27 protein-coding genes and 2 riboswitches are annotated in these 26,495 nt (G+C 38.4%); of the genes, 3 read left to right on the top strand and 24 right to left on the bottom strand.

All coding sequences use genetic code 11. From position 1 onward, the window contains the following. Positions 1-12: 12 nt before the first annotated feature. The 14 genes from purF to MKZ05_RS03310 all read right to left on the bottom strand — a co-directional run bounded on the left by purF (position 13) and on the right by MKZ05_RS03310 (position 14,436). On the bottom strand, positions 13-1,443 hold the full coding sequence (gene purF / locus MKZ05_RS03375) for an amidophosphoribosyltransferase (protein WP_003213939.1): 1,431 nt from the start codon (positions 1,441-1,443) through the stop codon (positions 13-15). Continuing rightward, entirely contained in the window at positions 1,419-3,650 is a 2,232-nt protein-coding gene (gene purL, locus MKZ05_RS03370) for a phosphoribosylformylglycinamidine synthase subunit PurL (protein ID WP_050945711.1), read from the bottom strand. The genes purF and purL overlap by 25 nt, the downstream gene beginning before the upstream one ends. Then, positions 3,634-4,317: a phosphoribosylformylglycinamidine synthase subunit PurQ gene (gene purQ, locus MKZ05_RS03365; RefSeq protein WP_044141518.1), complete on the bottom strand. Its 684-nt coding sequence runs from the start codon at positions 4,315-4,317 to the stop codon at positions 3,634-3,636. The genes purL and purQ overlap by 17 nt, the downstream gene beginning before the upstream one ends. Beyond that, positions 4,314-4,568 (bottom strand): phosphoribosylformylglycinamidine synthase subunit PurS, encoded by a 255-nt coding sequence (purS, locus tag MKZ05_RS03360; RefSeq protein WP_003214349.1) that lies wholly within the window; start codon positions 4,566-4,568, stop codon positions 4,314-4,316. Before purS ends, purQ begins: the two co-directional genes overlap by 4 nt. Continuing rightward, a complete protein-coding gene (purC, locus tag MKZ05_RS03355) occupies positions 4,561-5,283 on the bottom strand; it encodes a phosphoribosylaminoimidazolesuccinocarboxamide synthase (protein ID WP_113386794.1) in 723 nt (240 codons plus the stop codon). The genes purS and purC overlap by 8 nt, the downstream gene beginning before the upstream one ends. Positions 5,284-5,355: 72 nt before the next feature. Beyond that, entirely contained in the window at positions 5,356-6,651 is a 1,296-nt protein-coding gene (gene purB, locus MKZ05_RS03350; protein ID WP_003213884.1) for an adenylosuccinate lyase, read from the bottom strand. Continuing rightward, positions 6,648-7,790, bottom strand: a complete 1,143-nt coding sequence (purK, locus tag MKZ05_RS03345) for a 5-(carboxyamino)imidazole ribonucleotide synthase (RefSeq protein WP_268458145.1) — start codon at positions 7,788-7,790, stop codon at positions 6,648-6,650. The genes purB and purK overlap by 4 nt, the downstream gene beginning before the upstream one ends. Continuing rightward, complete coding sequence (gene purE / locus MKZ05_RS03340; protein ID WP_230031543.1) at positions 7,783-8,271, bottom strand: 5-(carboxyamino)imidazole ribonucleotide mutase; 489 nt, start codon at positions 8,269-8,271, stop codon at positions 7,783-7,785. The genes purK and purE overlap by 8 nt, the downstream gene beginning before the upstream one ends. A 169-nt stretch (positions 8,272-8,440) precedes the next feature. Continuing rightward, positions 8,441-8,542: riboswitch (purine riboswitch) on the bottom strand. Between the two features lie 79 nt (positions 8,543-8,621). Further along, positions 8,622-8,822, bottom strand: a complete 201-nt coding sequence (locus MKZ05_RS03335) for an NETI motif-containing protein (protein ID WP_050945708.1) — start codon at positions 8,820-8,822, stop codon at positions 8,622-8,624. After that, entirely contained in the window at positions 8,819-9,373 is a 555-nt protein-coding gene (locus MKZ05_RS03330; protein WP_024424505.1) for a DUF2179 domain-containing protein, read from the bottom strand. The genes MKZ05_RS03335 and MKZ05_RS03330 overlap by 4 nt, the downstream gene beginning before the upstream one ends. A gap of 206 nt (positions 9,374-9,579) precedes the next feature. Further along, positions 9,580-10,380 carry a hypothetical protein gene (locus tag MKZ05_RS03325; protein ID WP_339161389.1) on the bottom strand — a complete coding sequence of 267 codons (801 nt, stop codon included), beginning with the start codon at positions 10,378-10,380 and terminating at the stop codon, positions 9,580-9,582. 219 nt (positions 10,381-10,599) lie between these two features. Beyond that, positions 10,600-11,925 (bottom strand): NCS2 family permease, encoded by a 1,326-nt coding sequence (locus MKZ05_RS03320; protein WP_050945706.1) that lies wholly within the window; start codon positions 11,923-11,925, stop codon positions 10,600-10,602. Positions 11,926-12,069: 144 nt separating this feature from the next. Further along, a riboswitch (purine riboswitch) is annotated at positions 12,070-12,171 on the bottom strand. 228 nt (positions 12,172-12,399) lie between these two features. Beyond that, positions 12,400-12,942, bottom strand: a complete 543-nt coding sequence (locus tag MKZ05_RS03315) for a hypothetical protein (protein ID WP_111912132.1) — start codon at positions 12,940-12,942, stop codon at positions 12,400-12,402. A gap of 597 nt (positions 12,943-13,539) precedes the next feature. Continuing rightward, a complete protein-coding gene (locus MKZ05_RS03310) occupies positions 13,540-14,436 on the bottom strand; it encodes a LysR family transcriptional regulator (protein ID WP_339161385.1) in 897 nt (298 codons plus the stop codon). A 101-nt stretch (positions 14,437-14,537) separates the two neighbouring features. On the opposite strand from MKZ05_RS03310, the gene MKZ05_RS03305 reads away from it, so the two are divergent. Next, positions 14,538-15,725 carry an MFS transporter gene (locus MKZ05_RS03305; RefSeq protein WP_339161382.1) on the top strand — a complete coding sequence of 396 codons (1,188 nt, stop codon included), beginning with the start codon at positions 14,538-14,540 and terminating at the stop codon, positions 15,723-15,725. Between the two features lie 18 nt (positions 15,726-15,743). Here MKZ05_RS03305 and MKZ05_RS03300 read toward each other — a convergent pair whose 3' ends face one another. Further along, positions 15,744-17,189 carry a DUF4179 domain-containing protein gene (locus tag MKZ05_RS03300; protein WP_339161380.1) on the bottom strand — a complete coding sequence of 482 codons (1,446 nt, stop codon included), beginning with the start codon at positions 17,187-17,189 and terminating at the stop codon, positions 15,744-15,746. Beyond that, entirely contained in the window at positions 17,158-17,703 is a 546-nt protein-coding gene (locus tag MKZ05_RS03295; RefSeq protein WP_339161378.1) for a sigma-70 family RNA polymerase sigma factor, read from the bottom strand. Before MKZ05_RS03295 ends, MKZ05_RS03300 begins: the two co-directional genes overlap by 32 nt. 179 nt (positions 17,704-17,882) lie before the next feature. On the opposite strand from MKZ05_RS03295, the gene MKZ05_RS03290 reads away from it, so the two are divergent. Together MKZ05_RS03290 and MKZ05_RS03285 are read left to right on the top strand one after the other, a co-directional pair. Beyond that, positions 17,883-18,068 (top strand): Fe3+ hydroxamate ABC transporter substrate-binding protein, encoded by a 186-nt coding sequence (locus MKZ05_RS03290; RefSeq protein WP_339161374.1) that lies wholly within the window; start codon positions 17,883-17,885, stop codon positions 18,066-18,068. A 3-nt stretch (positions 18,069-18,071) separates the two neighbouring features. Then, positions 18,072-18,635, top strand: a complete 564-nt coding sequence (locus MKZ05_RS03285; RefSeq protein WP_339161372.1) for a GNAT family N-acetyltransferase — start codon at positions 18,072-18,074, stop codon at positions 18,633-18,635. Positions 18,636-18,728: 93 nt separating this feature from the next. On the opposite strand, the gene MKZ05_RS03280 is transcribed toward MKZ05_RS03285, so the two are convergent. The 8 genes from MKZ05_RS03280 to MKZ05_RS03245 all read right to left on the bottom strand — a co-directional run bounded on the left by MKZ05_RS03280 (position 18,729) and on the right by MKZ05_RS03245 (position 26,092). Next, the gene (locus tag MKZ05_RS03280) at positions 18,729-19,019 is read right to left on the bottom strand and encodes a YfzA family protein (RefSeq protein ID WP_106029994.1); all 291 of its coding nucleotides are present in this window, start codon (positions 19,017-19,019) and stop codon (positions 18,729-18,731) included. A 376-nt stretch (positions 19,020-19,395) separates the two neighbouring features. Then, complete coding sequence (locus MKZ05_RS03275; RefSeq protein ID WP_106032818.1) at positions 19,396-20,034, bottom strand: ABC-2 transporter permease; 639 nt, start codon at positions 20,032-20,034, stop codon at positions 19,396-19,398. Next, positions 20,031-20,888 (bottom strand): ABC transporter ATP-binding protein, encoded by an 858-nt coding sequence (locus MKZ05_RS03270; protein WP_106029992.1) that lies wholly within the window; start codon positions 20,886-20,888, stop codon positions 20,031-20,033. The genes MKZ05_RS03275 and MKZ05_RS03270 overlap by 4 nt, the downstream gene beginning before the upstream one ends. A 130-nt stretch (positions 20,889-21,018) precedes the next feature. Beyond that, positions 21,019-21,135, bottom strand: a complete 117-nt coding sequence (locus tag MKZ05_RS03265; protein ID WP_189282667.1) for a class III lanthipeptide — start codon at positions 21,133-21,135, stop codon at positions 21,019-21,021. A 32-nt stretch (positions 21,136-21,167) separates the two neighbouring features. Then, positions 21,168-21,284 carry a class III lanthipeptide gene (locus MKZ05_RS03260; RefSeq protein ID WP_189282668.1) on the bottom strand — a complete coding sequence of 39 codons (117 nt, stop codon included), beginning with the start codon at positions 21,282-21,284 and terminating at the stop codon, positions 21,168-21,170. A gap of 39 nt (positions 21,285-21,323) precedes the next feature. Then, positions 21,324-21,443, bottom strand: a complete 120-nt coding sequence (locus tag MKZ05_RS03255; protein ID WP_189282669.1) for a class III lanthipeptide — start codon at positions 21,441-21,443, stop codon at positions 21,324-21,326. Between the two features lie 253 nt (positions 21,444-21,696). Beyond that, complete coding sequence (gene lanKC / locus MKZ05_RS03250) at positions 21,697-24,291, bottom strand: class III lanthionine synthetase LanKC (protein WP_339161368.1); 2,595 nt, start codon at positions 24,289-24,291, stop codon at positions 21,697-21,699. Between the two features lie 37 nt (positions 24,292-24,328). Beyond that, complete coding sequence (locus MKZ05_RS03245; protein ID WP_106029990.1) at positions 24,329-26,092, bottom strand: ABC transporter ATP-binding protein; 1,764 nt, start codon at positions 26,090-26,092, stop codon at positions 24,329-24,331. Between the last annotated feature and the right edge of the window lie 403 nt (positions 26,093-26,495).

Raw genomic sequence — 26,495 nt, 5'->3', positions numbered from 1 at the left:
TCCTTTATTCGATTATTTCGTCAAGACCGTTTCCTTCACATGCGGAAGAACCGTATCTTCATATATTTCGGTCGGGTATTTCCCAGTAAAGCATGCTAAACACTGACCGCGCTGCGGATCATCATACTTCCTGCCAATCCCGTCCATTAAACCGTCTACAGATAAAAATGCAATGGTGTCCGCACCGATTTCCTGTCTAATTTCTTCCACTGAATGAGATGAAGCAATCAGCTCTTCGTGTGTGGATGTATCAATTCCATAAAAACATGGGTGTGCGATTGGCGGTGAACTAATGCGTACATGGACTTCCGTCGCACCCGCTTCTCTTAGCATCGTGACAATTCTGCGGCTCGTTGTCCCGCGTACGATGGAATCATCCACCATCACAACACGCTTTCCTTCGACTACCCCGCGCACAGCAGACAGCTTCATCCGTACGCCCTGCTCACGCAATGCTTGAGACGGCTGGATAAACGTCCGGCCAACATAACGGTTTTTAATCAAACCGAGCTCATACGGAATACCTGTTGCTTCGGCATATCCAATCGCTGCAGAAATACTGGAATCTGGTACACCTGTCACAACATCTGCTTCGACATGCGCTTCCTCAGCAAGCTTTTTGCCAAGACTCTTTCTCGCACTATGCACATTGATGCCGTTGATATTGCTGTCAGGTCTTGAGAAATAAATGTATTCCATGCTGCACATGCTGCGGTTAATATTCATCGAGAAGCGCTCAGATTTTAAGCCTTCATCATTAATGATCAGCATTTCGCCAGGCTCCACATCACGTAAATATGTGGCACCGACAACATCAAATGCACATGTTTCAGAAGCGACAACATAAGCATCCCCAAGCATACCAAGTGAAAGCGGGCGTAAGCCGTTTGGATCAAGCGCCACGATCATTTCTGTTTCCGTCATGATTAAGAAAGCATATGCTCCCTTAAGCATGGACAGCGCATTTTTGATCTGTTCCTTCAATTCCATATGCCCACTGCGCTTAATTAAATGAGCCAGCACTTCGGTATCAGAAGAGGTCTGAAAAATACTCCCTTGGTTTTCTAGCTGCTGTTTTAACTGCGTTGCATTCACTAAGTTCCCATTATGAGCAAGGGCAAGGCTGCCATTGTTTTGCGAACGGAAGAAGAGGGGCTGCACATTTTCAAAGCCGCCTCCGCCTGCTGTCGCATATCGAACGTGTCCGATCGCACCTTTTCCTTTCAAATCCTTTAGCTCACCGTTTTGAAAGACTTCCGTAATCAGTCCAAGGCCTTTGTGTGATGTGAGGTTCTCACCATCTGTTGCAATGATTCCCGCACCTTCTTGTCCTCGATGCTGAAGGCTATGCAATCCGTAATATGTGATTTGCGGGGCTTCTTCGTGTCCCCAAACCCCAAAGACACCACACTCTTCATTTAAGCCTCTGATTTCAGCAAGCATGGGATCGCTCCTTTCCATGCACGTTCAAGCTCGTTGACCGCTGCATGAATCCATTGTTGTCCTTCTTGATTTTTGACAGTAAACACACCATCATTTGTAACCGTTCCGACTTCTTTCGCATCTTTGACAGCCGCAGCAAACGCTTCGCGGTGCTCCAGTTTAACTGTGACGACAAAACGTGACTGTGTTTCACTGAATAATGAAGCTTCGCTGTTTAAATCGATTTGGATATCTGCACCAAGCCCGTCAGTTCCAAATGTACTTTCAGCAAGTGCTACACCAAGTCCGCCTTCAGACACATCGTGTGCTGATTGAACGAGACCATTTTGAATCGCGGCTAGCAGGGCTTCTTGACGCGAAAGCTCTACGTTCAAATCAATTTCCGGTGCTTTTCCGTAAATACGACCTTCTGTCATCTTTTGAAGCTCACTGCCTGCAAATTCTTCCTTCGTCTCACCAATGACGAAAATGACATCGCCAGCCTGCTGGAACGATTGCGTCGTAATATGAGCAGTATCTTCGACCAAACCAACCATCCCAATGACTGGTGTTGGGTAAATCGCTGTTCCATTTGATTCGTTATATAAAGAGACGTTCCCACCGATAACTGGTGTGCTTAGCGTGCGGCATGCTTCGCTAATCCCGTCAGCAGACTTTTCAATTTGCCAGAAAATTTCTGGTTTCTCTGGGTTACCGAAGTTCAGGTTATCTGTCACTGCAAGTGGACGAGCGCCTGAGCAGACAATGTTACGTGCTGCTTCTGCGACGGCGATTTTCCCGCCGACCTCTGGATCAAGGTAGAGATAACGTGCGTTACAATCTGTTGTCATCGCTAGAGCTTTTTTCGTTCCACGGATTCTTAAAACGCCTGCATCAGAGCCAGGTGCAACGACGGTATTTGTCCGAACCATGTAGTCATACTGATCATAGACCCATTCTTTACTTGCAATCGTTGGCTGCTGAAGGAGCTGCTTTAATGTCTCTGCTGCATCTGTGATCGCTGGAGCTTCCACTTTCGTTTCTAAAAACTCACGATAGTATGCAGGCTCGCTTGACGGCTTATGATAAACCGGTGCTTCTTCTGCAAGAGCATCAACAGGAAGTTCACACACCACTTCACCTTGATGGAGTAAACGAAGCATTTTATCGTCTGTCACATGACCGACTGATACCGCTTCAAGATCGTATTTTTCGAAAATATCAATGATTTCTTGCTCACGGCCTTTTTCAATGACTAGAAGCATTCTCTCTTGTGATTCAGACAGCATCATTTCGTATGCGGACATGCCTGTTTCACGCTGCGGAATGAGGTCTAAATTCATCTCAATCCCAGAACCTGCTTTACTCGCCATTTCCGCACTTGAGCTTGTTAAGCCAGCCGCTCCCATATCTTGAATTCCAACGAGCGCATCGTTTTTGATGACTTCAAGGCACGCTTCAAGCAAAAGTTTTTCCATGAATGGATCACCGACTTGAACCGCTGAACGTTTTTCTTCTGATTCATCAGAAAATTCTTCAGACGCAAATGTTGCACCGTGAATACCGTCACGTCCGGTTTTAGCACCAACATACATTACCGTGTTGCCGACACCTTTTGCCTGCCCTTTTTTGATGTCCTCATGATTGATTAATCCAACACACATCGCATTCACGAGCGGATTGCCTTCATAGCTTTGATCAAAATGAACTTCTCCGCCGACTGTAGGAATTCCGATACAGTTTCCATAGCCTGCGATCCCTGCCACTACTTCTTCAAACAAGTACTTCACGCGCGGTGAAGTCAGTTCACCAAAACGAAGAGAGTTTAGTACAGCAATTGGACGCGCACCCATGGAGAATACATCACGGATAATTCCGCCGACACCAGTAGCTGCTCCTTGATACGGTTCAATCGCAGATGGATGGTTATGTGATTCGATTTTAAATACAACCGCTTGGTTGTCTCCAATATCAACGATTCCAGCGCCTTCCCCAGGACCTTGAAGAACATGCTCTCCTTTTGTCGGGAATTTGCTTAAGACAGGCTTTGAGTTTTTATAACTGCAATGCTCTGACCACATGACAGAAAAAATGCCTATTTCTGTGTAGTTTGGCAGCCTGCCAATAATGGATTCGATTAAAGCGAATTCTTCATCACTCAATCCCATTTGCTGATACAATTTCTCTTCTTTAATTTGCTTGTGACTTGGTTCAAGCAGTAGTGACATGAGTGTCCCTCCAATTTTTCACGATAGATTGAAACAATTTAAGTCCGTCTGCGCTGCCTAGTAATGTATCCACCGCGCGCTCAGGGTGCGGCATCATGCCGAGTACATTGCCCTCTTCATTCGTTATACCTGCAATTCGATTGACACTGCCGTTAATATCGTCTCCGTAAGTGAAAGCGATTTGGTTATTTTCAATCAGCTTCGCTAAAGTGTCTTCATCACAGTAGAAGTTGCCTTCACCGTGCGCTACAGGAACCGAAATGGATTCGCCTTTTTGATAGCCGCTTGTAAATTGCGTTTCGTTGTTCTCTACAATGAGTTCAACTGGACGACAGATAAATTTTAAGTCTTTATTTCGTCTCATCGCACCTGGAAGAATGCCAAGCTCCTGAAGGATTTGGAACCCATTACAAACACCAAGAACAGGTTTTCCTTCCGCAGCTGCTTTTTTCACCGCCGGCATGATGTTTGAAAAGCGAGCAATCGCACCGCATCTTAAGTAATCCCCATAAGAGAAACCGCCTGGTACGAGTACACCGTCAAATCGGTCTAGACTCGTTTCGTCGTGCCATACATATTCAACTTGTTCACCTAACTCATCTTGAATCGCATGGTACATATCGATATCACAGTTAGAGCCAGGCAAGACGATCACTGCAAACTTCACTGTGCGACAACCTCCTCCACCTCATAGCGGTAATCTTCAATCACCGTGTTGGCCAGTAATTTTTCACACATTTCTTTGACGACTGTGTCTAAATCACGATCTGATTTTTCAATGACAAGCTCCATGTATTTCCCGATACGGACATCCTTTACTTCCTGATAAGACATGCTGTGCAAGGCGTGCTGCACGGCACTTCCTTGTGGATCAAGAACGCTCTCTTTTAAGCTGACAAAAATTTTCACTTTATACATGTTTATGGCCTCCAAGTCTTTTGAAAATTTCTTCGTATGCATTTGTTAAGCCGCCCAGGTTTCGTCTGAACACGTCTTTATCAAGCTTTTCGTTTGTATCTTTGTCCCAAAGCCTGCACGTATCAGGTGAAATCTCATCAGCTAGCAAAATACGATTCTCGTGATCTATTCCGAATTCAAGCTTGAAATCAATTAAATTCACATGGCAGTCTGAGAAGATTTGCTTTAACTCTTCATTTACTTGTCTTGTGATCTGCTTCATTTCCTCGACCTGCTCTGGTGTCGCTGCATCTAAAATGCGAATATGATCTTCTGTAATGAGCGGATCGCCGAGTGCATCATCTTTGTAGTAAAACTCGATCAATGGTGTATCCAGTTTTGTTCCCTCTGGAATGCCAAGGCGCTTTGACATACTGCCTGCCACCACATTTCGTACAACGACTTCAAGCGGCACAATCTGCACCTTTTGAATGAGCTGCTTTGTTTCAGAAAGTCGTTTCACAAAGTGATTGTTGATCCCTTTCTCATGTAGCATTTGAAAGATTAAGCTTGAAATTTCGTTATTCAGTCTGCCCTTGCCTTCGATTTCAGCTTTCTTTTCGCCGTTAAATGCTGTCGCTGAATCTTTATATTCGACATATAAAATTTGCTCGTCATCGGTCTGATAGATTTTTTTCGCTTTGCCTTCGTAGAGAAGTTCTTGTTTCACAGTCATTCAGGTTGGCCTCCTAATTTGAATGTTGGCAATTTTCAGGATTGGGCACCTGACAAGCAGGTGGCCCTTTTCTTACGCAAGACCTAGACGTTCGAAAATCATATCGACATTTTTCAAGTGATAGTTGTAATCGAAGCAGTCAGCGATTTGTTCAGGTGTTAAGCGTGATGTGATTTTTTCTTCCGCTTCTACTAATGAACGGAAATGGACTTGCTTTTCCCACGCTTCCATTGCCTTCGGCTGAACCGTATCATATGCCTCTTCACGTGCCATGCCTGTATCGATTAATGCAAGAAGAACGCGCTGTGAGTAAATTAAGCCAAGTGTGCGGTCCATGTTGCGCTTCATGTTCTCAGGGAAGACCGTTAAGTTTTTCACGATGTTTGAGAAACGGTTGAGCATGTAGTTCAGTGCAATCGTTGCATCTGGTAAAATGATGCGCTCAGCAGACGAATGAGAAATATCACGCTCATGCCAAAGTGGTACATTCTCATAAGCTGTCAGCATATATCCACGGATGACGCGGGCAATTCCAGTCATGTTTTCAGAGCCGATTGGGTTGCGTTTATGCGGCATTGCTGATGATCCTTTTTGTCCTTTTGCAAAGAACTCTTCTACTTCACGTGTTTCACTCTTTTGAAGTCCACGAATTTCAACAGCAAATTTCTCAATGCTTGTTGCGACGAGTGCAAGAGTAGCCATGTAATCGGCATGACGATCACGCTGCAAGGTTTGGGTTGAGATTGGTGCAGCTTTGATGCCAAGCTTCTCACATACATATTGCTCAACAAACGGGTCGATGTTCGCATATGTGCCAACAGCTCCAGAAATTTTACCGTATTCGATGCCAGCTTTTGCTTGTTTAAAACGTTCTAGGTTACGCTTCATTTCTTCGTACCAAAGACCAAGCTTCAGGCCAAATGTTGTCGGTTCAGCGTGTACACCGTGTGTACGGCCCATCATGACGGTATATTTGTGCTCTTTTGCTTTTTCTTTTAGGATGTCAACAAATCTCTCAATGTCCTTGAGCAAGATATCGTTCGCCTGCTTTAATAGATATGAAAGCGCCGTATCCACTACGTCTGTAGAGGTTAACCCGTAATGAACCCACTTTCTTTCTTCTCCTAGAGATTCAGATACAGCACGCGTAAAGGCAACCACGTCATGGCGCGTGTCTTGTTCAATCTCTAGAATACGATCAATATCAAAGCTTGCATTCTTGCGCATAGTCACAACGTCTTCTTTTGGAATAACGCCGAGCTCTGCCCAAGCTTCACAAGCGAGAATTTCTACTTCAAGCCATGCATTAAATTTGTTTTCCTCTGTCCAGATTGCTGACATTTCTGGTCGTGCGTAACGTTCGATCATTTCCCGTTTCCTCCATCTCTTTCAGTCCATATCTTTGTGATGTTTGTCATCCATTCATCATCAAGCTGTTTCATAAAAGTCATATGACCCATTTTGCGGCCGGTTTTTACTTCATGCTTTCCATATAGATAAAGCTTCGCTTCTTTGAGAAGCTCAGGATGCTCTTTTGGGATGTCTACTTCATCGCCTAATAAGTTCACCATCATGCCCTCTGATAAAAGGGCTGTACCGCCAAGCGGCAAACCGCATATCGCGCGAATATGCTGTTCAAACTGACTCGTCTCACATAAATCGAGCGTATAATGACCAGAATTATGCGGGCGAGGCGCCAGTTCATTGACGAGTAGCTCTCCTTCGTTTGTCAGGAACAGTTCTACAGCAAGTGTACCAACTAGTGCTAGCTTTTCAGCCAGTGTCGTTGCCAGCACTTTTGCCTTCTCCTGAATGCTTTCCTCTACCCTTGCAGGCACAATGCTTTGGAACAAAATGTTGTGCTTATGAATGTTCTCAGCGACTGGAAATACCGCAATCTCCCCGTGAATAGAACGAGTGACGATCACCGAGAGCTCCATTTGAAATGGGACCCAGCTTTCTAAAATACATGCTCCATGTGCGAGCAATTCAGCTGCTTCGTGAAGCTGTCCCTTTTCCTTGATCACATACTGCCCTTTTCCGTCGTAGCCGCCTCTGCATGTTTTCAGCACGGCTGGCAAACCAAGTACGGTTACTGCGTCTTCCAGCTCTTTTTCATCATGAATGATGCGGTAAGGTGCGACTTCACAGCCTGCATCTACAATCCCTTTTTTCTCCGTTTCACGATTTTGAGTTAAAAGAAGAAGTTCACTTCCTTGCGGTAAATTGGCTTCTTCCTTCAATTGATTAAGTGCATCATAATCAATATTTTCAAATTCATATGTCACGACATCGCTGATTTCTGCCAGCTGTCGAATCCCATCGAGGTCACTATAAGCAGCTGTGATTTCTATATCAGCAACCTGTCCACAAGGAGATTGTGCGACTGGGTCTAAGACAGCTGCCCGGTATCCCATTTGCTTTGCGCTGACGGCCATATATCTGCCAAGCTGTCCTCCGCCGATAATACCGATGGTTGCGTTTGGAAAAATGGTCTGCTTAGCCAAGCTGATCACTGCTTTCTAGTACAGTCTGTTTTGTTTGCTCTCTTCTTTCTTCAAGGCGAGAAGCGATTGTTTCATCAAATGCTGAAATCATTTGCGCGGCTAGAAGGCCTGCATTTGTTGCACCGGCTTTGCCAATCGCCACTGTCGCAACTGGTACACCGCCTGGCATTTGAACGATGGATAATAAGGAATCCAGTCCATTTAGTGCTTTTGATTGTACGGGCACACCAATGACCGGCAGTGTCGTTTTCGCTGCGACCATCCCCGGTAAATGTGCTGCGCCTCCAGCACCGGCAATGATGACTTTTAGTCCTTTACCTCTTGCTTCTGTCGCATATTCAAACATCAAGTCAGGTGTCCGGTGTGCGGATACTACCTGTTTTTCATACGGAATGTCTAATTCCTCTAAGATATCGCACGCATTCTTCATTGTTTCCCAATCAGATGTACTTCCCATGATGACACCTACAAGCGGCTTCATTTTGTCCCCACCTTTAAGCTGATATTCGATTTTGTATCGTTTGACACGCTTCCCAAACCTAAGCAGCTTGTCAAACGCCGAACAAAAAGGCCCGATTTGCATTGCATTGTTAGGAAGCAACACAAACCGGGCCATGGTAAGCGCTGTTCGCTTTTGAAACGCCATGTCAGTTTTGTTCACTATCCTGCATAGTCCAGTCATTTACGGTAACTGGGTAGAAACTTATGGGCCATATTCCCAAGATTATATGAGGTTCGTGTTTTGAATTCATGTTTATCTTAACAACGGATGTTCATGATGTCAACGGATTTATCGAACAATCTATGAAGTCGTCGTTTTAATGTTCGGATTTAGACTGTTTTTCCTTCAAATACGATTTTTTTCCCAATCGGAATGATCTGAATCGACCCATTTTCCTTCTTTTCCTGAAAAATGGGCTCCTCCATTCGTCGGACTGGCGCGTAGCCTTCCGCTGCCATCTGGGACAACACTTGATCGATCGTCATGTCGTCTTCCACATAGAATTTCTTCTTCTTTGGTTTTGCGGTCATTCTTTAATTCTCCTTTTCTTCACAGCCTTCACCCAGAAGCCGCCGTGAATCGATTTGGGCTCATATGAAATGATAAATGCCTTTGAATCTAGCGTTTTAATCGTTTCATATAATTGCAGTTCATATTTTCTCGGTGTTAAAATTTGCAATGCTGTCCGGTCTCCTTCAAGACCGCCTGCTACCCAGCTGGTGACACCATATCCTTTTTCTCTCAATTGCCTTGGGAGATCGACATCTAATTCTTTTGTGATCACGTTAACAGTTGTGTAGCCAAGTGCCAGCTTCTCTTCAATTTTCATCCCGACAATGATCCCCATCCCATAACCTAACGCATACGCAATGACATTTTGGATTTGATCTAAGTTATCAAGTACGATACTTAATCCAATCACATAAATCAGCATTTCAATCGTACCAGCAAAAGCTGCTGCGTACCGTCTGCCTTTCATTGTTAAAATCAAACGCATGGTGGAAAATGAAACATAGACAATATTAATCACTAAAATGATCAAAACCATGGTGAACGCATTGGATAAAAGTTGTTGAAGCACGATTCGAACCCCCTGCACTAAAAAATCAAATAAAGCACCCCATATTCTACTAGAGAACATACCTTGATACAATCAAATTTGCGCGAGAAAAACACATATATCTTTCGACAAGAACGGTGGTCTTTGTTACCAAGAGTTTACCCGTTTTTTCCTCTTCTCAACATGAAAACCTCCTTTTTTGAAAAAGGAGGTTTTCAGTGTGTGTATTATCCAAATCGAACAGGCACAAGTGAAGGAATCAAATACTCTCCGACAATGCCCCAGAGCAGTGCAATGATGACAAGCTCCACCAATAAAAAGATCCAGCCAGCATACATCAAATCACCGCGCACCGCTTCATGCTCCGATTGAATCGAGCGAAACAGCACGACCGCAATCAACTGGAGACCAAAAAACATCATCACAGATAAAATGACCGTCACATATGGAATATTCAGCATGGCAAATACAAGCCAAAGGATGGATAAAACCAAAACCGGTACAAGTGCGGCACCAAACTTCATGATTACTTCTTTCAGTGATATGTTTCCTTTTAGCATGTACTTACCGAGTAACCAGACGGTCAGCATCATCAATGTGAGCAGAATGAGTGTAAAGACCGCTACCCTCAAAAAGGCGTCACCAAAAGAGTAATGAATGCCAAAGCCTAATAAACGAGTCTTTGACGCCTTTAATTGAACATAGTTGCCTAAAGCAAAAAACACGCTGAATAACACAATCGAGATCCAGGCATACTTCATCCGTAATGTTTCCGCTTGATTGATGGCCCAGCTCGGTGATTTTAACATCGCAAGTCCATATGAGCCATAGCGCTTAAACGCGCCTCCTACACCTTGCAGCATACGCTGAATGGCAGAACGCTCATCATCGGCTGCTACTTTGACTTTCGACGTTCTTCCACGTTTTGCGGCGCTTCTGCTAAGACGGGATTGTCTCGTTTCTTGATCTATTGATGGCTCTTCATTTTTTACGTCTGATGTACTTTGCTCTTCATCTTTTTCTAACATCTCATATCAACTCCTATCCAGCACAATCCTTACAGGCTCATACGAATGACCTGTAAGGATGACTCCTCTTAAAGTAGCGGAGTCTCTCTGTTCAGTCAAGATTCCTTGACGTTCATACGAATAGACGGATAAAAGACAGCAGAGGTTTTAAAATGGCAAGAAAATTAGGGCAAAACAAAAAAACAGCAGCTTCCATGAGCTGCTGTTTCAGGCGAACCATTAATGATTTAAGAAAGCAAAGTATAGAATAAAGATTACAAACAATCCGTACATAATCGGATGTACTTCTTTGGCTTTCCCTTTAAAGATCATCGTAATCGGGTAGAAAATAAAGCCAACCGCAATCCCTGTTGCAATACTGTATGTGAGTGGCATCATAATCATCGTTAAGAACGCTGGTACGGCAATTTCAAAACGATCCCATGCAATCTTCGCAAGCGGAGCGACCATCAGTGCACCAACAATGATTAAAGCAGGTGCTGTCACATTCGAAGTAACGATGGATAAAAGCGGCGAGAAGAACATCGCAAGCAAGAAGAAAATACCTGTCACGACAGCTGCAAATCCTGAACGCGCACCAGCAGCAACACCTGAGCTAGATTCAACATAAGATGTTGTCGTCGATGTTCCAAGAATAGAACCTACAACGATTGAAGATGAATCCGCTAGAAGTGCTCTTCCTGCACGCGGCAGCTCATTATTTTTCATTAAACCAGCTTGGGTTGCAACAGCCACAAGCGTTCCTGCTGTATCAAAGAACCCAACGAATAAGAACGTTAAAATCACGACAAGCATTTGAATCGAGAAAATGTCTGGCAAGTGAATCAAGGCTTGTCCAAAGGTTGGAGATAAGCTTGGAATACTTCCCACAATTTGCGTCGGTACTGGGACAAGACCAACAATCATTCCAGCAATAGCTGTCACAAGCATCCCAATGAAGACACCTGCATTCACTCGAAGAACCATTAAAATGACAGTCACCACGATACCAAACACCGTTAATAAGACAGGACCACTATGAATGTTTCCAATCGAAACGAGCGTATTATCATTATTAGCGATAATGCCAGATCCTTGCAGACCGACAAATGTAATGAATAGACCAATACCTGCACCAACCGCAAGCTTTAGCTCAGCCGGAATGGCATTGATGATTTTTTCACGGAAACCTGTTAAAGAAAGGGCAACGAAAATCAATCCTGAAACAAATACACCAGAAAGTGCTGCTTCCCATGTGATGCCCATGCCAAGAACAACCGAGAAGGCGAAAAAGGCATTCAAGCCCATACCTGGTGCAATCGCAATTGGATACCTAGCAATCAGCCCCATCAGAATACACCCTGCGGCAGAGGCTAACGCCGTCGCTGTAAAGACAGCGCCCTGATCAATTCGTAATTTATCTGGAAAATCCGGTACCGACACTAAAGCAAGTGTGATCGGATTGACAAACAAAATGTAAGCCATCGACAAAAATGTGGTTAAACCTCCGATGATTTCTCTGCGGTAATTCGTTCCTAACTCATCAAATTGAAAAAACTGTTTCAAGCCAACTGACTCCCTTCATGTCCTTTTGCTTTAGTCTGCCCCATTCACAAGTCAAATAAAAAACGCCCCAACAGTTTTGGGACGCTTGACTACATATGTGAATTCAGACGGTGACATAAAACAAGAACAATGCATGATTTATATCAAACGAGTGTGAATTGACGTAGTCAAGCTATTTACGGTAGCTTGGTAGAAACTTGCGGGCCATATCCCCGCTATTATACGACTTCTATCTATTTGATTTCTGTGTCTATTGTACCAACTTCATTTTTAAAACACAATACGAAAAGCGAACATTTTTCAAAGAAATGTCCGCTTCATTCGTCTTATTACACGAATTTGGAAAATCGCATCTAGTTCTTGTTACTTCTTATCTAAATATTCGAAATTGCTAAGAAACATAGAGAAAGCATGAAAATATAAACTTTCTAACAGGAAAAAAATCAAGCTATACTATTTCAAAAATTTAGCGCATCACTTTTTAATTAATTCAATACGGTACAATTTATCTTCATTAAAGAAAAATTCTAGGAGAAGCTGTTCATCTTTATCTTGATACTGAATACCTGTTTCATACCCTTCTACAAACCAAAGATTTTTGTATTCTTTCCCATACGCCTTTACTACATCTTGAAACGTATCGTTAACCTTAATACCTTTTGATGTCTTAATATTTCCATTTTGTGATTCATTAATAATAGAGATAATTTGTTGCTTATTATTAGATGTTACTAAAAAATCTTCATTTCCTTTTTTGGAATATACCACTTCATTTTCAAACGAAAACTGATCATTTTTTTCGAGTTCATTGTTATCTATCTCTTCACCAATTTTAAAACTGCCTAAAGATTCATTTTCAAGTGAAACTGAATGGAAATTCACAAAAATTAATATAGAAAAAACAATTATTATTATTAAAAAAGGAATACCTATTATAATGATTAATTTCAAATCTATAATCTTCTTTAAAAGCAAAAAAATTAAAAAAAACATTGATAATATTAATAATACACCCATAATTAGCGTAACTCCCAAAATTCTAATACCCCCCCTTCTTTACTTACTAGGTGAGAACCATCCTGTATGTTTATGATAGAGCCTTGAATGCTTAGCAATGTTAGGAGAACATTTGCCGGCTGTACTTTTATTTTTAGTTGAGCAGTAACGGTTATTGGTATAATCTTTTAAACATTTAAAACTTCTAGCTAATGCTACATCACAATCACTTTGAAAAAAATTAATACCTGGTTGTACAAGGAATTCGTTAATTACGACTTTCAATGATTCTAAAATACTAACCTCTGATATTCACATCAACCATTTTGAAAAATTAGCTAATATTAGGAATTTCATCGTATTACCACATTAGTTGAATTCGGGCCGTTATTTATTTTCTCAAAGTTTATTGGGATGTTACGACTTGAATTCTTTCAATCATTAGGCTGCTGGAAACAGTTCGTTGAACAATATTTCCTTCATCTTTTTGATTCCTTTGTCTATTGTACCAAATACCAACTTCATTTTTAAAACACAATACGAAAAGCGAACATTTTTCAAAGAAATGTCCGCTTCATTCGTCTTATTACACGAATTTGGAAAATCACATCTAGTTCTTTATACACCCTTCTCCAAATCCTTCTCTTTTGCAAAAACCGCTTCGGCTACATGGAAAAACTCTCTCACTGCCGGAGAAGCTTGGGAGAGAGACGGACAGGCGAGCGCAACCTCACGATGATGAGAGACATTCAACTGACGAATGTGCACAAGCTGCTGCGTTTTTAAAAACAGCTCAGGACCTATCGTGACACCAAGCCCTTCCCCAACCATACGAGCAATGGTCGTACAATCGTGTACTTCAAATAAAGTAGCTGGCTTCAATTGAGCCTCAGAAAATATATCCTCTACATGTGATTGATACATGCCAGTCGGCATAATAAATGGTTCATCCGCCAAATCTGTGATGTCTACAATGGACTGCTGGTGAAATCGATGATTCGGATGATAGGCGACCACCATCTCATCTTTGATCAGCGGAAGCAAGTCAAAGGCTTCATCTGCATGGCCTTTCACAACAAAACCAACATCAATGATGCCAGAGTCCAGCCACTCCAATATTTCTTCATACGTTCCCTCATAAAATTTAAATTCGATTTTCGGATGCTTTTTCTGATAGCTCACAAGCAGTTTAGGCAATAAACAAGCAGATGCACTGGCAAATGTGCCGATACGAATCAAGCCCGTTTCGATATTTTTCGTTAACGCAATTTCCTGCTGGATCTTCTCCACTCTATTTAACACTTCTCTAATATGCGGGAGAAGCGTTTGACCGATATCTGTCAGCATGATGCCCTTTTTTCGATCACGAATGAATAAAGACACACCCCACTCCGTTTCTAAACTCGCCACCGCATGACTCACTGCGGACTGCGTCATATTTAATGCTTCAGCTGCTGCGGTAAAACTGCCAAGCTCGACCACTTTTGCGATGATATCAAAGCGAACAAAGCTCATGAGTATTCACTCATCTCCTTCATGAAAAACATCAATTTTACTTATGTTAGCACGGAATTTAAACTAAAAACAACGTATCAAATTGAAGGAAGGGTTCAAAAATGAAAAACACATCACATCAGCTATTGATTATTCTTTTAGCTGTCGGTTCATTCGTCACAGGCACGTCAGAATTCGTCGTGTCAGGCATTCTAGATATGATTTCTGCTGATTTACATATCTCCATTCCTGCTGCCGGACAGCTTATCACCGTTTACTCTCTCTTTTATGCAGTAGGTGCTCTCTTTTTAGTCATGGCAACATCGAAATTAAACCGAAAAAAGGTTCTGTTATCGGCTATTTTTGTGTTTATTTTAGGCAATGTGGTCGCCTTTTTTAGCCATCACTTTGTGCTGCTCCTGCTATCCCGAGTCATCATGGCGATGAGTGGCGGCTTATATATTGTCGTCGCCACGAATTATGCAGCGCAGATCGCCCCTCCAGAAAAAAAGGGAAGTGCGATGGCAACGGTCATTACTGGTTTTACCGTTTCACTCGTACTTGGTGTCCCTATTGGCACATTTCTATCAGGTCATGTGGATTGGCACTATATTTTTCTCATCATTGCACTAGGTACTGCTTGTCTTTTACTACTGCTTTATCAATTACTGCCTCGCATGGAGGGACATTCACATCTGCCATTGAAGCAGCAATTACATCTCCTTCAAGATAGCAGGGTGATCAGCGGCTTAGCCACGACCGTCTTTTGGATCTTAGGCTACACAATGGTATTCGCTTATATCTCGCCTTTATTACGACAGACTGCTGGCTTCTCTCTTGAAATGACAAGTATCGCCTTGCTCATTTTAGGAATCGCTGCTTTTATAGGCTCACGATTTGGCGGCTTCGCCGTTGATCAATGGGGACCAAACCGAACCATCTCGATCAGCATCATGATCCAGATGCTCGCTCTCTTTGCTTTATTCTTTACGCAATTCTCTACAATAAGTATCTTGATTACGCTTGCCATATGGGGCATCGCTACATGGACGACAACTCCGGCGAAGCAGTTTTACCTCATCTCTCTAAAACCCCAAGCATCAGAAACCGTGCTGAGTTTTAATACAGCGATTATGAATATCGGCATGATGCTCGGATCGTCAATGGGCGGTGTGATTATACAATATACAAATGTCACGAACTTAAGCTGGATTGGCGGTTTAGCCAGTTTTGTCGCATTCATGTTGATTCGGTACTCGTTCCATCGTAATCGGCTGGTCCAAAAGCAGACAAAAAGCGAACATGTGTAATCATGTTCGCTCTCTTATTTATTGACTAGCGTTTGATGTTTCTTTTTTGACTGGAATGGTTACAGTTATATCTTTGTGTGGTGCCAACGTATTCAGAACTGACAAATCAAGATAAAGCCCATAATCCTTAAATGAAAAATGGTTTAATGATAATGTGTCTAACTCCTTCACATCAAAATCAAAGGTGGATTGCATAGAAGCTGTCTTTAAATTCGTCATCTTCGCATGGTTCCCCTTCAAGTAATATCCGTTTTCATAGTCTGCTTGTGGATCGGGCCATGATTTCATCTTTTCAACATCGCCTAATCCAATGAATTCACCTATATTCTCCATCACATCCTGATCTAATTCTTTTTGATCTACTCCAGTAAATTGATAATCAACAATCACAGAACGGTCTTTTTGCTCTATCTTATTGATTTTGATTCCGATGCCATGGTGTTTTGTTTTGAACTGAACAGGCAGCTTTGTCTGAAGAGGAATAATGTGGCTGTATTCTCGTTCGTTTCTCACATCCGTGTAAAATGTCAATTCAGTCGCCTTTGGATTAATCGGTTGATTCAAAATCGTCAAATGATCTTTTCTAGTTTTGTCAGAAGTCAGTTGTTTTTTTCTTAAAACGGTTCCAATCTCAAGCTCATACTCATTCCCTAAATTATCCTTCATTCCATCAATACTAACTCTATCATCTTTGGCAAAACCATTGTAATCAATGGCATATTGAATAGCAGAGCCCTTCACTCCATTTTCTACCTTTACGTTTCTTATTTGATAACGTCCATTTAAAATAGACACGTCTTTTTGCCCCGCTAATAAAGTGGTTTTTTGCTTGACCACAGGTAACTTGAACCGCCAATTTCCTACAATATCCCCAATCTTCGAAATAACAAGCGGTACTTGTTGACCTTGTTTGATCGTTTGTCCATTTGTATAGACTTCCGTCTGCCCAACATAGCGGCCATCTTTTAATTTTTTCAACTCTGTTTTATCAAAATTCAGTTGAAAGTTTCCATCGATTTTTTCTGGATTCACTCTAAACGATACAAAATCTTCTTTTGTTTGGAAATTCTCCACCGTAAACGTATAAACAAGCCGCCCAGCATCATAATACACACTGTTTACTTTCACAGTAACCCCTCTTGATTCAGCCCCCTCATTGACATGCTTCACCAAATCACTCTGAAAAAGAGACATTCCTACTTTATCGTGAAACATCATATAAAACTGCCCAATAATCGGGACACGTGCCATCGCTGTATTAAGAGAAGGAAAAAGGAAACCAGATGAAAAGTAAAGGACGATGAGTACGATGACAGAGTATATTGGCGTTCTCCAATTCCATGTGAACCAACGTCGTTTCTTTTCCGCTTTCACATCCCCAATGGCTTGACGAATCGCGGAGGTCACTTCAACCATTGGTACATCAATCTCATCATAGAGCTTTTTCATTTCTTTTCGTTCCATCGACACTCTCCTCCTTTTCCAACGTTTGCTTTAATAACTTTCTTGCTCGATACAAATGAGTTTTAATCGTTCCTTCAGGCATACCCATCTGCTGAGAAATCATTGAAATCGAATAATCTTGAAAATAAAATAGCTGAATCACAATCTGGTATTGCTCATCTAACACATCAAGAGCATGTTTTAAATCTAATTTGTCTTCCAAAAAATCATTCCGCTCAATGCTTTCGTGCTGCTGTTCAAACGGAACAACATCTTGCTGCTTTTTCTTCATCGCAAAAATCGTATTGATCAAAATCCGAGTCAGCCAGCTAGAAAAATATGCTGGTTCTTTCAAGCCAGATAGATGCTTAAACGCTTTAAATACCGTCTCCTGAACAGCATCTAACGAATCCTCTTTATTTCTTGTGTAGAGAAAAGCCGTTTTATATAAACGTTCCTGATACATCAGCATTAATTTCTCAAATGCCGGGACATTCCCTTTTTGTGCTTTTTTAATTAGACGCACTTGCTTCATCTCATCCACACCTCCTACACCTGTTAGAGCACGCTTTCTCTCAAACGGTTTCAACAAACGGACATTTCTTTTACTTAGCATATGTCGGATAAAAACAGAAAAAGTGAATAATGGAGTCGAAAGAATAAGTTGGATATTTGATATAATGGAAGAAATATCTACAAAAAGGAGTATGTCGATTGTTTCGATTCGAAGAACCCACGTGTGCTAGCTGTCGGAAAAAGATAGAAGGAAACGAAGAAGTGTACGTCAAGCTGGTCTATCCAAAGAGAAAAGGAATGACAGAAGTGAAAGCTTGGCTGAGGAATGAAGGGCTTTTTTATTGTAAGGCATGTACAGAACAAAAGACATCGCATGGAGGATAAAAAATGAACAAAATCACCTTTCCACAATCATTTCCAACAATACACACCGAAAGATTGATCTTAAAACAAGCAACGACCGAAGATGCTAAGGATATGCACATCTATTTATCTAATAAAACCGTGTGCCGCTACATGGGCATTGATGCACATGAAACCATCGAAGACACAAAAGGAGAAATCCAGTGGTATGACAATATCTTTAAAGAACAAACAGGCCTCCGCTGGGGCATTTCTCTAAAAGACAATCCAGCCATTATCGGCAGCTGCGGCTTTCTCAATCTAGAAAAACAGCACTGCCGTACGGAAATTGGCTATGAATTACATCACGATCATTGGAAAAAAGGCATTATGAGCGAAGCGATTGCTGCGGTGCTACGATATGGGTTTCAGGAAATGAACCTGAATCGGATTGAAGCGATTATTGATCCTGAAAATACATCTTCTATAAAATTAGTTGAAATGTTCTATTTTGTAAAAGAGGGGTTATTAAGAGAGTACGAGTTAGGTCAAAAGGGGTTTGTTAATGTGTGTATGTATTCTATTCTAAAAATGGAATTCAACAGATAACAGATGAAGAATAAGGTAAAATCCCTCTATTAAAAAAACTAATAGCGGGATTCAGAGTTAGCATAACGTGTTTCTCGTTTTTCTAATAAATATTTATCCATTTCGAATATCTTTCATAATACCTGTTGTCATATGTATAATTGTAATTGCCCCAAAAAAAATGGTAAACATATTATACCAAGGAGTTTCATAAAAGGTAAAATACCTTTGATATAAATCTAAATCCACAATATTTTCAATAAACGTACCATTGATCCCCCTCATGTTAGGACCAATTCCGGTTCTCTCTACAAACATAATGTATAGCTGTGATGCAATAAAAGCTAAAAAGGTGTGAAACCAACTGCGTTTGATCAAAGAACGCTGACTGTTTTTTTTGTCCACATCTTCACACTCCCTTCTGTATGACTGACTAGTAAGAATGTATCTTTAATCTTTCTTTTTAGCTCACTTCTTTTACTTACACTAAAATTTCTTACATTTGGACAAATCATCATAATGGGCTAATTTTCAAATTTTCCTTTTTCAAAAAACTCACAAAGAAATTAGATTGCGTTACGATGCATGATTATCACAATGGTTACTCAGGAGTGAAATGAAAGTAGTGGGAATTACTGTGATTGTTGTTATTGTTGGTCCTATTTCTGGTTGCTCTTCATTGTTAAGTTGTTGTAATTCTAATACCTTTTTCATTATTATTCCTCCAAATTTTATTGATGAATAAATTCACCAGTTTTTATTCATGATTATTTTATCCATTTTAAAATTCTTTACGTTTAACAAACGAACACGAAATTAGATATGAAATGATTAAAAAGAAAACTGATAACCCAAAAAACACGACTGAAAATATCATGTCAGCAATTCTATTCGGTTCTAGTACAAGCTTAGCCACAAAAGCTAACGAGAAAAACACACCAAAAGAAAAACCCAAACTATATATGGTTATCGAATCAGATTTTTCAATTCCTAATTTATATGTCAAAGGATATAACATAGCACCCACACATATAATTAATCCTAATCCTCTCAATAGTTGGTTGTAATATTCAAAGGTTAATGTAGGAAATAATAAAAGATCAATTGAAAAAAATAAACCAAAACTTAAAAGAAAACTTAAAGTTATTAAAATTAAAAATGTAATGTACTTAGCCTTAACTAAATTTGTTCTTTTAACCGGTAACGTAAATGAAAATTTGTCCCAACCAGATTTCACATCATATTTTAGTATTTCAAATGATTTTACAGGAATAATTAAAAAGGGTAACAAGACAGCTACTTTAAATACAATATCACTTTTTGTGAATAAAAGGAATAATATACATAATGTAGAGAGGATGATGGCGGTTTTAATTCCTTTTTGTATAATGTAAATATCGTTTAAAATTAACCCTTTCATATTCTTTTTCCTCTTAATAACATTAATGTTATTTCATTAAGTGAGGAATTTTTCCGAAAAAAGCGATCAGGAATTACTTTATCATTTGATACAAGTACTTCTATCAAATCTTTGTTTTTATAAGTATAGGCAAGTGCTATCTCTTTAACCATTTCTAAGTCCTTTGATTTACATTCTAAAATAGAATAGTCATCAAGAAGTTTGCTTTTACTAATATCTAATAGAATTTCACCGGACTTTATAAATATAAGATGATCAGCAATTAACTCTATATCACTAATAATGTGCGAAGATAGCAAAATTGAACATTCATTATTCTTTACGTAATCCTTTAAGATAGTCAAAACTTCATCTCTACTAACAGGATCTAGTCCGGAGGTTGCTTCATCTAGTAATAACAACTTTGCATTATGGGAAAGTGCTACAGAAATAGACAACTTCATAGACATCCCTCGCGAGAGTTTACCTACTAATCCATTCTTAGGTAATGAAAATAAATCTATATACTTAAAAAACTTTTCATTATCCCATTGGCGATAGATGTTGGATAATACCTTTGATAATTGAGTAATACTTATGTTTTCTGAAAAATTATTATTATCAAAAACAACACCTATGTTCTCTTTTATCGAGATATCATTATGCGGTTCTACTTTATCAAAGATTTTAATCGTTCCATTTTGTTTTTTTAATGAGCTTAATATCGTCCCAAAAGTTGAGGTTTTGCCGGCACCATTTTCCCCAATAAAGCCAACAATTGAAGACTTAGGAATCTTAAATGATATATCTCTTAATTGAAAATCGGAATGAGAGTACTTTTTTGAAACCTTTTGAACTTCTAATACGTATTCCACTCTATTCACCTTTCTTAATAAACAGGAAAAGGATTTACTATCCTTTTCCTAGTTTTTCAGATTGACTTCAATTATAATTGACATTTCAAATTTTTTACATGTGAAATTTGAACTTATTTTTTTGCTTTTTTTAGCAATTGTTACTAACTGTTGAACTTCCCACTAATGTGGTAAAAATCGTATACCATCTTTCAGGCTCTACTTCAGAATTCTCTGTTAATTGTTGTAATTTCAATACATCTTTCATTATTATCCCTCTTTTCAATATGAGTAAATTTTTTAGCAGTTATTACTAATGGTTGAGCTCCCCACTAATGTGGTGAAAATGGTATACCACGCCTCTGGACTTACTTCAGAATCTTCATTTAATTGCTGGAGTTTTAAAACTTCATTCATAACTATCCCCCACATTTAGAAATTATTTTATTACCGATATTATTTGCAGTTATTGCTAACCGTTGAACTTCCCACTAATGTGGTGAAAATCGTATACCATCTCTCTGGTTCTACTTCAGAACCTTCTGTTAATTGTTGAAGTTTTAAAACATCTTTCATCCTTTCTCACCTCCTTTCAAGGATAATATAGACTTTATAATTCAACTAGATATTATCAATTAACAGTGATTACTAATTGTTGATAATGTGACTGAAATGGTTGTAATAGTAAACCACACTTCCTCATTTTTCGTTTCGGTATTCTCTGTTAATTGTTGAAGTTTTAAAACATCTTTCATATTTTCACCCCTCCATAAATCAAATTGTTTAGTTTAAATCTTAAAGTCACTTAAAATAAATCAAATGAGTTTTTTCACATCACTTTCAATAAATTTCCTCTAGTTTTCTCTAAAAATTGATCAACATGAATAATCGGCAACCAATACATAGGGTTTGAATATTGAAGTGATTTTAAGCCCAATATGATTCCTGCACTTCCAGAATAAAAATCATCTGATAAGCGATAACAAAAATTTCCCGGAAACAAAATTTGATCATCTTTATATATAAGAAATAATTCTAATTTTCTCTTTACCAGATCTATTTCATCTGATAACATTTGTTCATTTTTAATCATTGATGGAATTAAAAGAAAACTGCCCACTCCATCGAAAAGTCCTCCACTAAATGCACATCTAACTTTATTTAAATTAATGATTTTCTCCATCTCTAATTCAAATAGATTGCTTGAATTTATATAGTTCAAGTACCAAATAGCAACTCCAATTCCTATGGAACCTCCTGATAAATAAGGTAGCAATCGATGATTATCATCAAATGTTTGCAAAGTGTTTGTGCTAGAATCCACTTTACACCTTTTCAGGTCTCTATTTATATATTCGAGCGATTTTAAATAGTAGTCTCTTTTCTTAGTAATTGAGAACAAAGCTGTATAAAATAAAGATATTCCTGACCACCCATCAATTAATCCAATAGGAACACCCGTCCAATCTGTCGATGTCAATTTAATTTCTTCCCTTACTTTGTTTTCAATAATATTTGCTATCTCTTCACAAATAACTAAGTATTCTGATTTATTTTCTTCTAAATACAAACTGATTAATGATAATCCTATTCCAGGCAAACCTGATCTTAATGACATATCATTCAAACTAGAGTATTCAATTTTTCTGAATAACTTTTTTGCTTCCTCTTTGTAACCTAGTTCATATAAAATGACTCCAATACCTGCTTTTCCTGTAAACAATCCATCCTCTTCAAAATGATTCAAGTTTTTAATTAAAACATTGGAAACCCATTCAATCACTTGTGTATTTAAACTTCCAGATCTAGATAAAGCTAAAATTGATCCTGTTCCACCTGTAAGTATATTAAATTTTCCGTCTGGGTTAACAAACTGTCTAACATCCCCATGAACCAAAGAACTATCAAGCAAAAGATTGTTTTCTATTCCATTTCTCAGACCACTAATAATTGTTGAAATATCATTCTTTTTTGTCATTTCCGTGCGAATATTCTGTTGAAATGTTTGCTCTTTAGTTTCTGATAGTTCTTCATCACATTCTTTTTCTATATTCAAAACAAATTCATAAACCTCTTTTCCGAATTCACGTTCTATCCAATTTCTATGTGTATTTTTAATACTCGGTTCTAAGTCCGTAACAGGGCCAATAGGTAAAATGCAAAAGTGCAAAATTTTCTTGATAGCATACCAATCTCGTTCTTTATGATTTTTATTCTTCACATGAGTAAAACCGATTGTTTGCAAAGTACTTTTTTCTTCAAGTTTTGCACTAGCTGCTGACTCAAAGTCAATAATTTTCACATCCAAATCAGGTGTAATCATTATATTTAACGGCTGTAAGTCTCCCATGCCAATATCTCTTTCATGCATTTGTTTAACTGTGGTGATTAGCTTATTTAAGATGATTTTTACTTTCCTGATATATGCATCTTTATCGTTTTCCAAGTTGAATGGATAGTTTACTGCACACCAAGATTGTAAAGTTAAACCTTCTATAAATTCTTCCACAAGAAACACATGCTTCCATGTTTTAAAATAATCAACAACATTCACTACTCCACTAATATCTGCAAGCTTAGTCAGAGCATCATATTCAATGTTCAAACGATCAATAGCATCATTATATTCTCCATCCAGACCTACTTTTGGTCTTCCTTCTTTAATGACCACACTTTTTTGATCCAATTTCCTTATACCTGTGTATATCCCACCTCCATTATTAAATCTAAGAACGCCTTGAAAGTCATAACCATTAAATTTCTCACTTTCTTCATTTTCATGGGAAATATTTATTGAATCTAAATATTGATCTAACTCCTTTACAAATTCGGGAACTTTATAATATGGTTGTCTGTTATCTAGAATGAGATTTCCCTGTTCATCCTTTATACAAAGTTCACCTTTTTCGTTATAAATATTTTTGAAAGCCCCATATCTATAATATATGTTGCTATCTTTCCATGATTTATCATTAAGAATATATGGGCCATTCTCGTAACCTCGTAACTCTTCATACAAATCGTTGAGCAATTGTAAAAACTCTTTATCTGTTGGGGGGTATATCGCTATAAACTTTCCCGAAGAGATTCTATTTCCATGCTTTGAATTTAAATTGAATAACGTCTGCTTGTCCTTAATATGCTTAAAAGCAACTTTTCTCTTAAACAATAATTTGCTTACCACTTTTAAAATATCTTGTGCATCATTTATTGTCGCACTTATATGTATTTTCCATCCTTGTTCTTTTATACTAATGCTAGGGTTAGAATAATAAATCCATGGTGAATTCTCTTCTATTGTTATCTTGTAACCTTTAGGTAAGTTATCAATCTCGTAAGGTCTGCTTGGAATTAAAGATTTTTTCTCTACATAATAATTAGAATCATCACTCATGTGCTGAAAATAAACAAATTTCTTATCCATCTTAATGTTCTCCTTACTCAATTATGTCATTTTTTTATTAACTGCTTTCTTGCAGATCATTTTTTGTTTCTTTAAACTGTTGCTCACAAAATTGACGATAAAGTTGATGGTTATTTTTTAATTCGTGATGCTTCCCGTTCCCTGTTACCTCACCATTCTCCATAAAAATAATGTTATCGGCGTTAATAATAGTTGATAATCTATGTGCTATTACAATAGATGTTCTACCTTTTATGATTTTCACCATCGCTTCATTTACGAATTTTTCTGATTGACTATCTAAATTTGAAGTAGCTTCATCTAAAAAAATAATTTTTGGATCTTTTAGAAACATCCTTGCAATAGCAATTCTTTGCTGTTGTCCACCAGATAAATTGAGACCTTTTTCTCCAATATCAGTATCTAATCCATTTGTAAATTTTTTCACAAACTCCCATGCGTACGCCGATTTACAAGCATCGATTATTTTTTCTTCGTCTGGAATTTCATTTAAACCAAAGAGAAGATTCTCTCTTATTGTTCCACTTATTAAACTATGATCTTGTGATACATATCCGATTTGATTGCGCCAAGACTTTAGCGAAAATGTTTCTATATCTTTCCCATCCATAAAAATTGTTCCACTAGTTGGTTTATAATATCGTTCCAATAGAGAAATTAGAGTTGTTTTACCACTACCACTCGGTCCCACTAATGCATTTGTAGTTCCACCCTTGATAGTTAAATTAATATTTTTCAGTGAAAATGTGTCATTCTCACTGTAATAAAATCTTAAATCTCTAATGACTAAATCATTATTGGTTATAGTTAAATCTTCACCTTCACTTTGCACTTCTTCACTTTCAGACAATAGTTGAGAAACCCTTTCAGTTGCTCCAATAGTTTTTTGTAATTGAGTGAAAAACAAACCAAAATTTGTGATTGGTCCTATGACATAAAATATAAGTGTTAAAAATGCAATAAATGTTCCTGGACTTAAATCTCCATTAGCTAATTTAACTCCGCCCACCATAATAATGGTGACTATGATGATCATCATAATTAAATTAATTACTGGATTAACTAAGACCATCCATTTCGCTTGTTTTAAACTAATATTCTGTAACCTTTCAATATCTTGACTTCCTTTTTGAATTTGAAATTCCTCTGCTGTTGAAGATTTCACCAATTTAATCGCTGAGATTGTTTCAACAGCTCGTACATTTAAATTTCCTGTTAAAGTCTGAGTTAATTTTGAGAGTTTTGCTAATATTTTTCCTAATGGGATAAAGAATATTAAATAGAGTGGGATTGCAACAATAATGATCAATGTTAATTGCCAATCATAATAAAATAACCAAAATCCACAAAATAAAATCATTAAGATTGCGTTTACAAATTGTGAAAATGAATTACTAACCAAGTTATAAATCACAGAAGTATCATTTACAAACCTACTGGCTATATCTGCTGAACGGTTTTTGTCGTAAAAACCAATCGGTAATTTTACTATTTTCCTCCACAATAATATTCTGAGATTCGCTACTACCTTCAGTCCTTCAACACTCAACATATAACTACCAATCGCTCCTAAAATAGCACTAGATAGAAATATTCCGATTAACGCGGTTAAATCCAAAGAGTGAATAGTGTTCGTAGAATTATATGAATCTATTATTTTCTTCAAAAAATGTGGTACTAAAGTTGAAGCAGTTGCACTTATTGCAGTTAAAATCATTGCAATGATAAACAGATTTATGCTGATTCTCGTTTTCCTAATTAAAGAAAAAAATACCTTCCACTTGGTTTCTTTGTATTCCATATTTATCACCTTTTATATTCTTTATTTAGTGAATATCGAGTTAGATTTTCTTTAGGTGTGGGAGTAAGATATACATTTACTAAAAAATTTGTAATGATCGGGATTATTTCAAATTATTATAATTAATGGGTTAAATTGTTATTATGTATATACTCCCACATTTCCCATTTAAAAGTCAATAAAAGATTCCAAAAAAATCAAACTTTGGTTCTGATATAAGGTTTCTCATAGTCATATCTAGGTGTATCTTTATAATTAATAACTAATTAAAACTAATCATACATTTGAAAATCCAATCGTTCGACTCAATTACTATACATTTCATAATAATGATTCAGTCAAGAAAAAGAAGCTTCAAAATAATAAAAAAGCTCAGAAGCCTGTCACACAAGGATTCCAAACT

It is taken from the genome of Bacillus sp. FSL M8-0277, from assembly GCF_037975305.1.
Lineage (GTDB): Bacteria > Bacillota > Bacilli > Bacillales > Bacillaceae > Bacillus > Bacillus pumilus.
The sequence above is the reverse complement of the archived record's forward strand: the minus strand, read 5'-3'. Positions and strand labels throughout refer to the sequence as shown.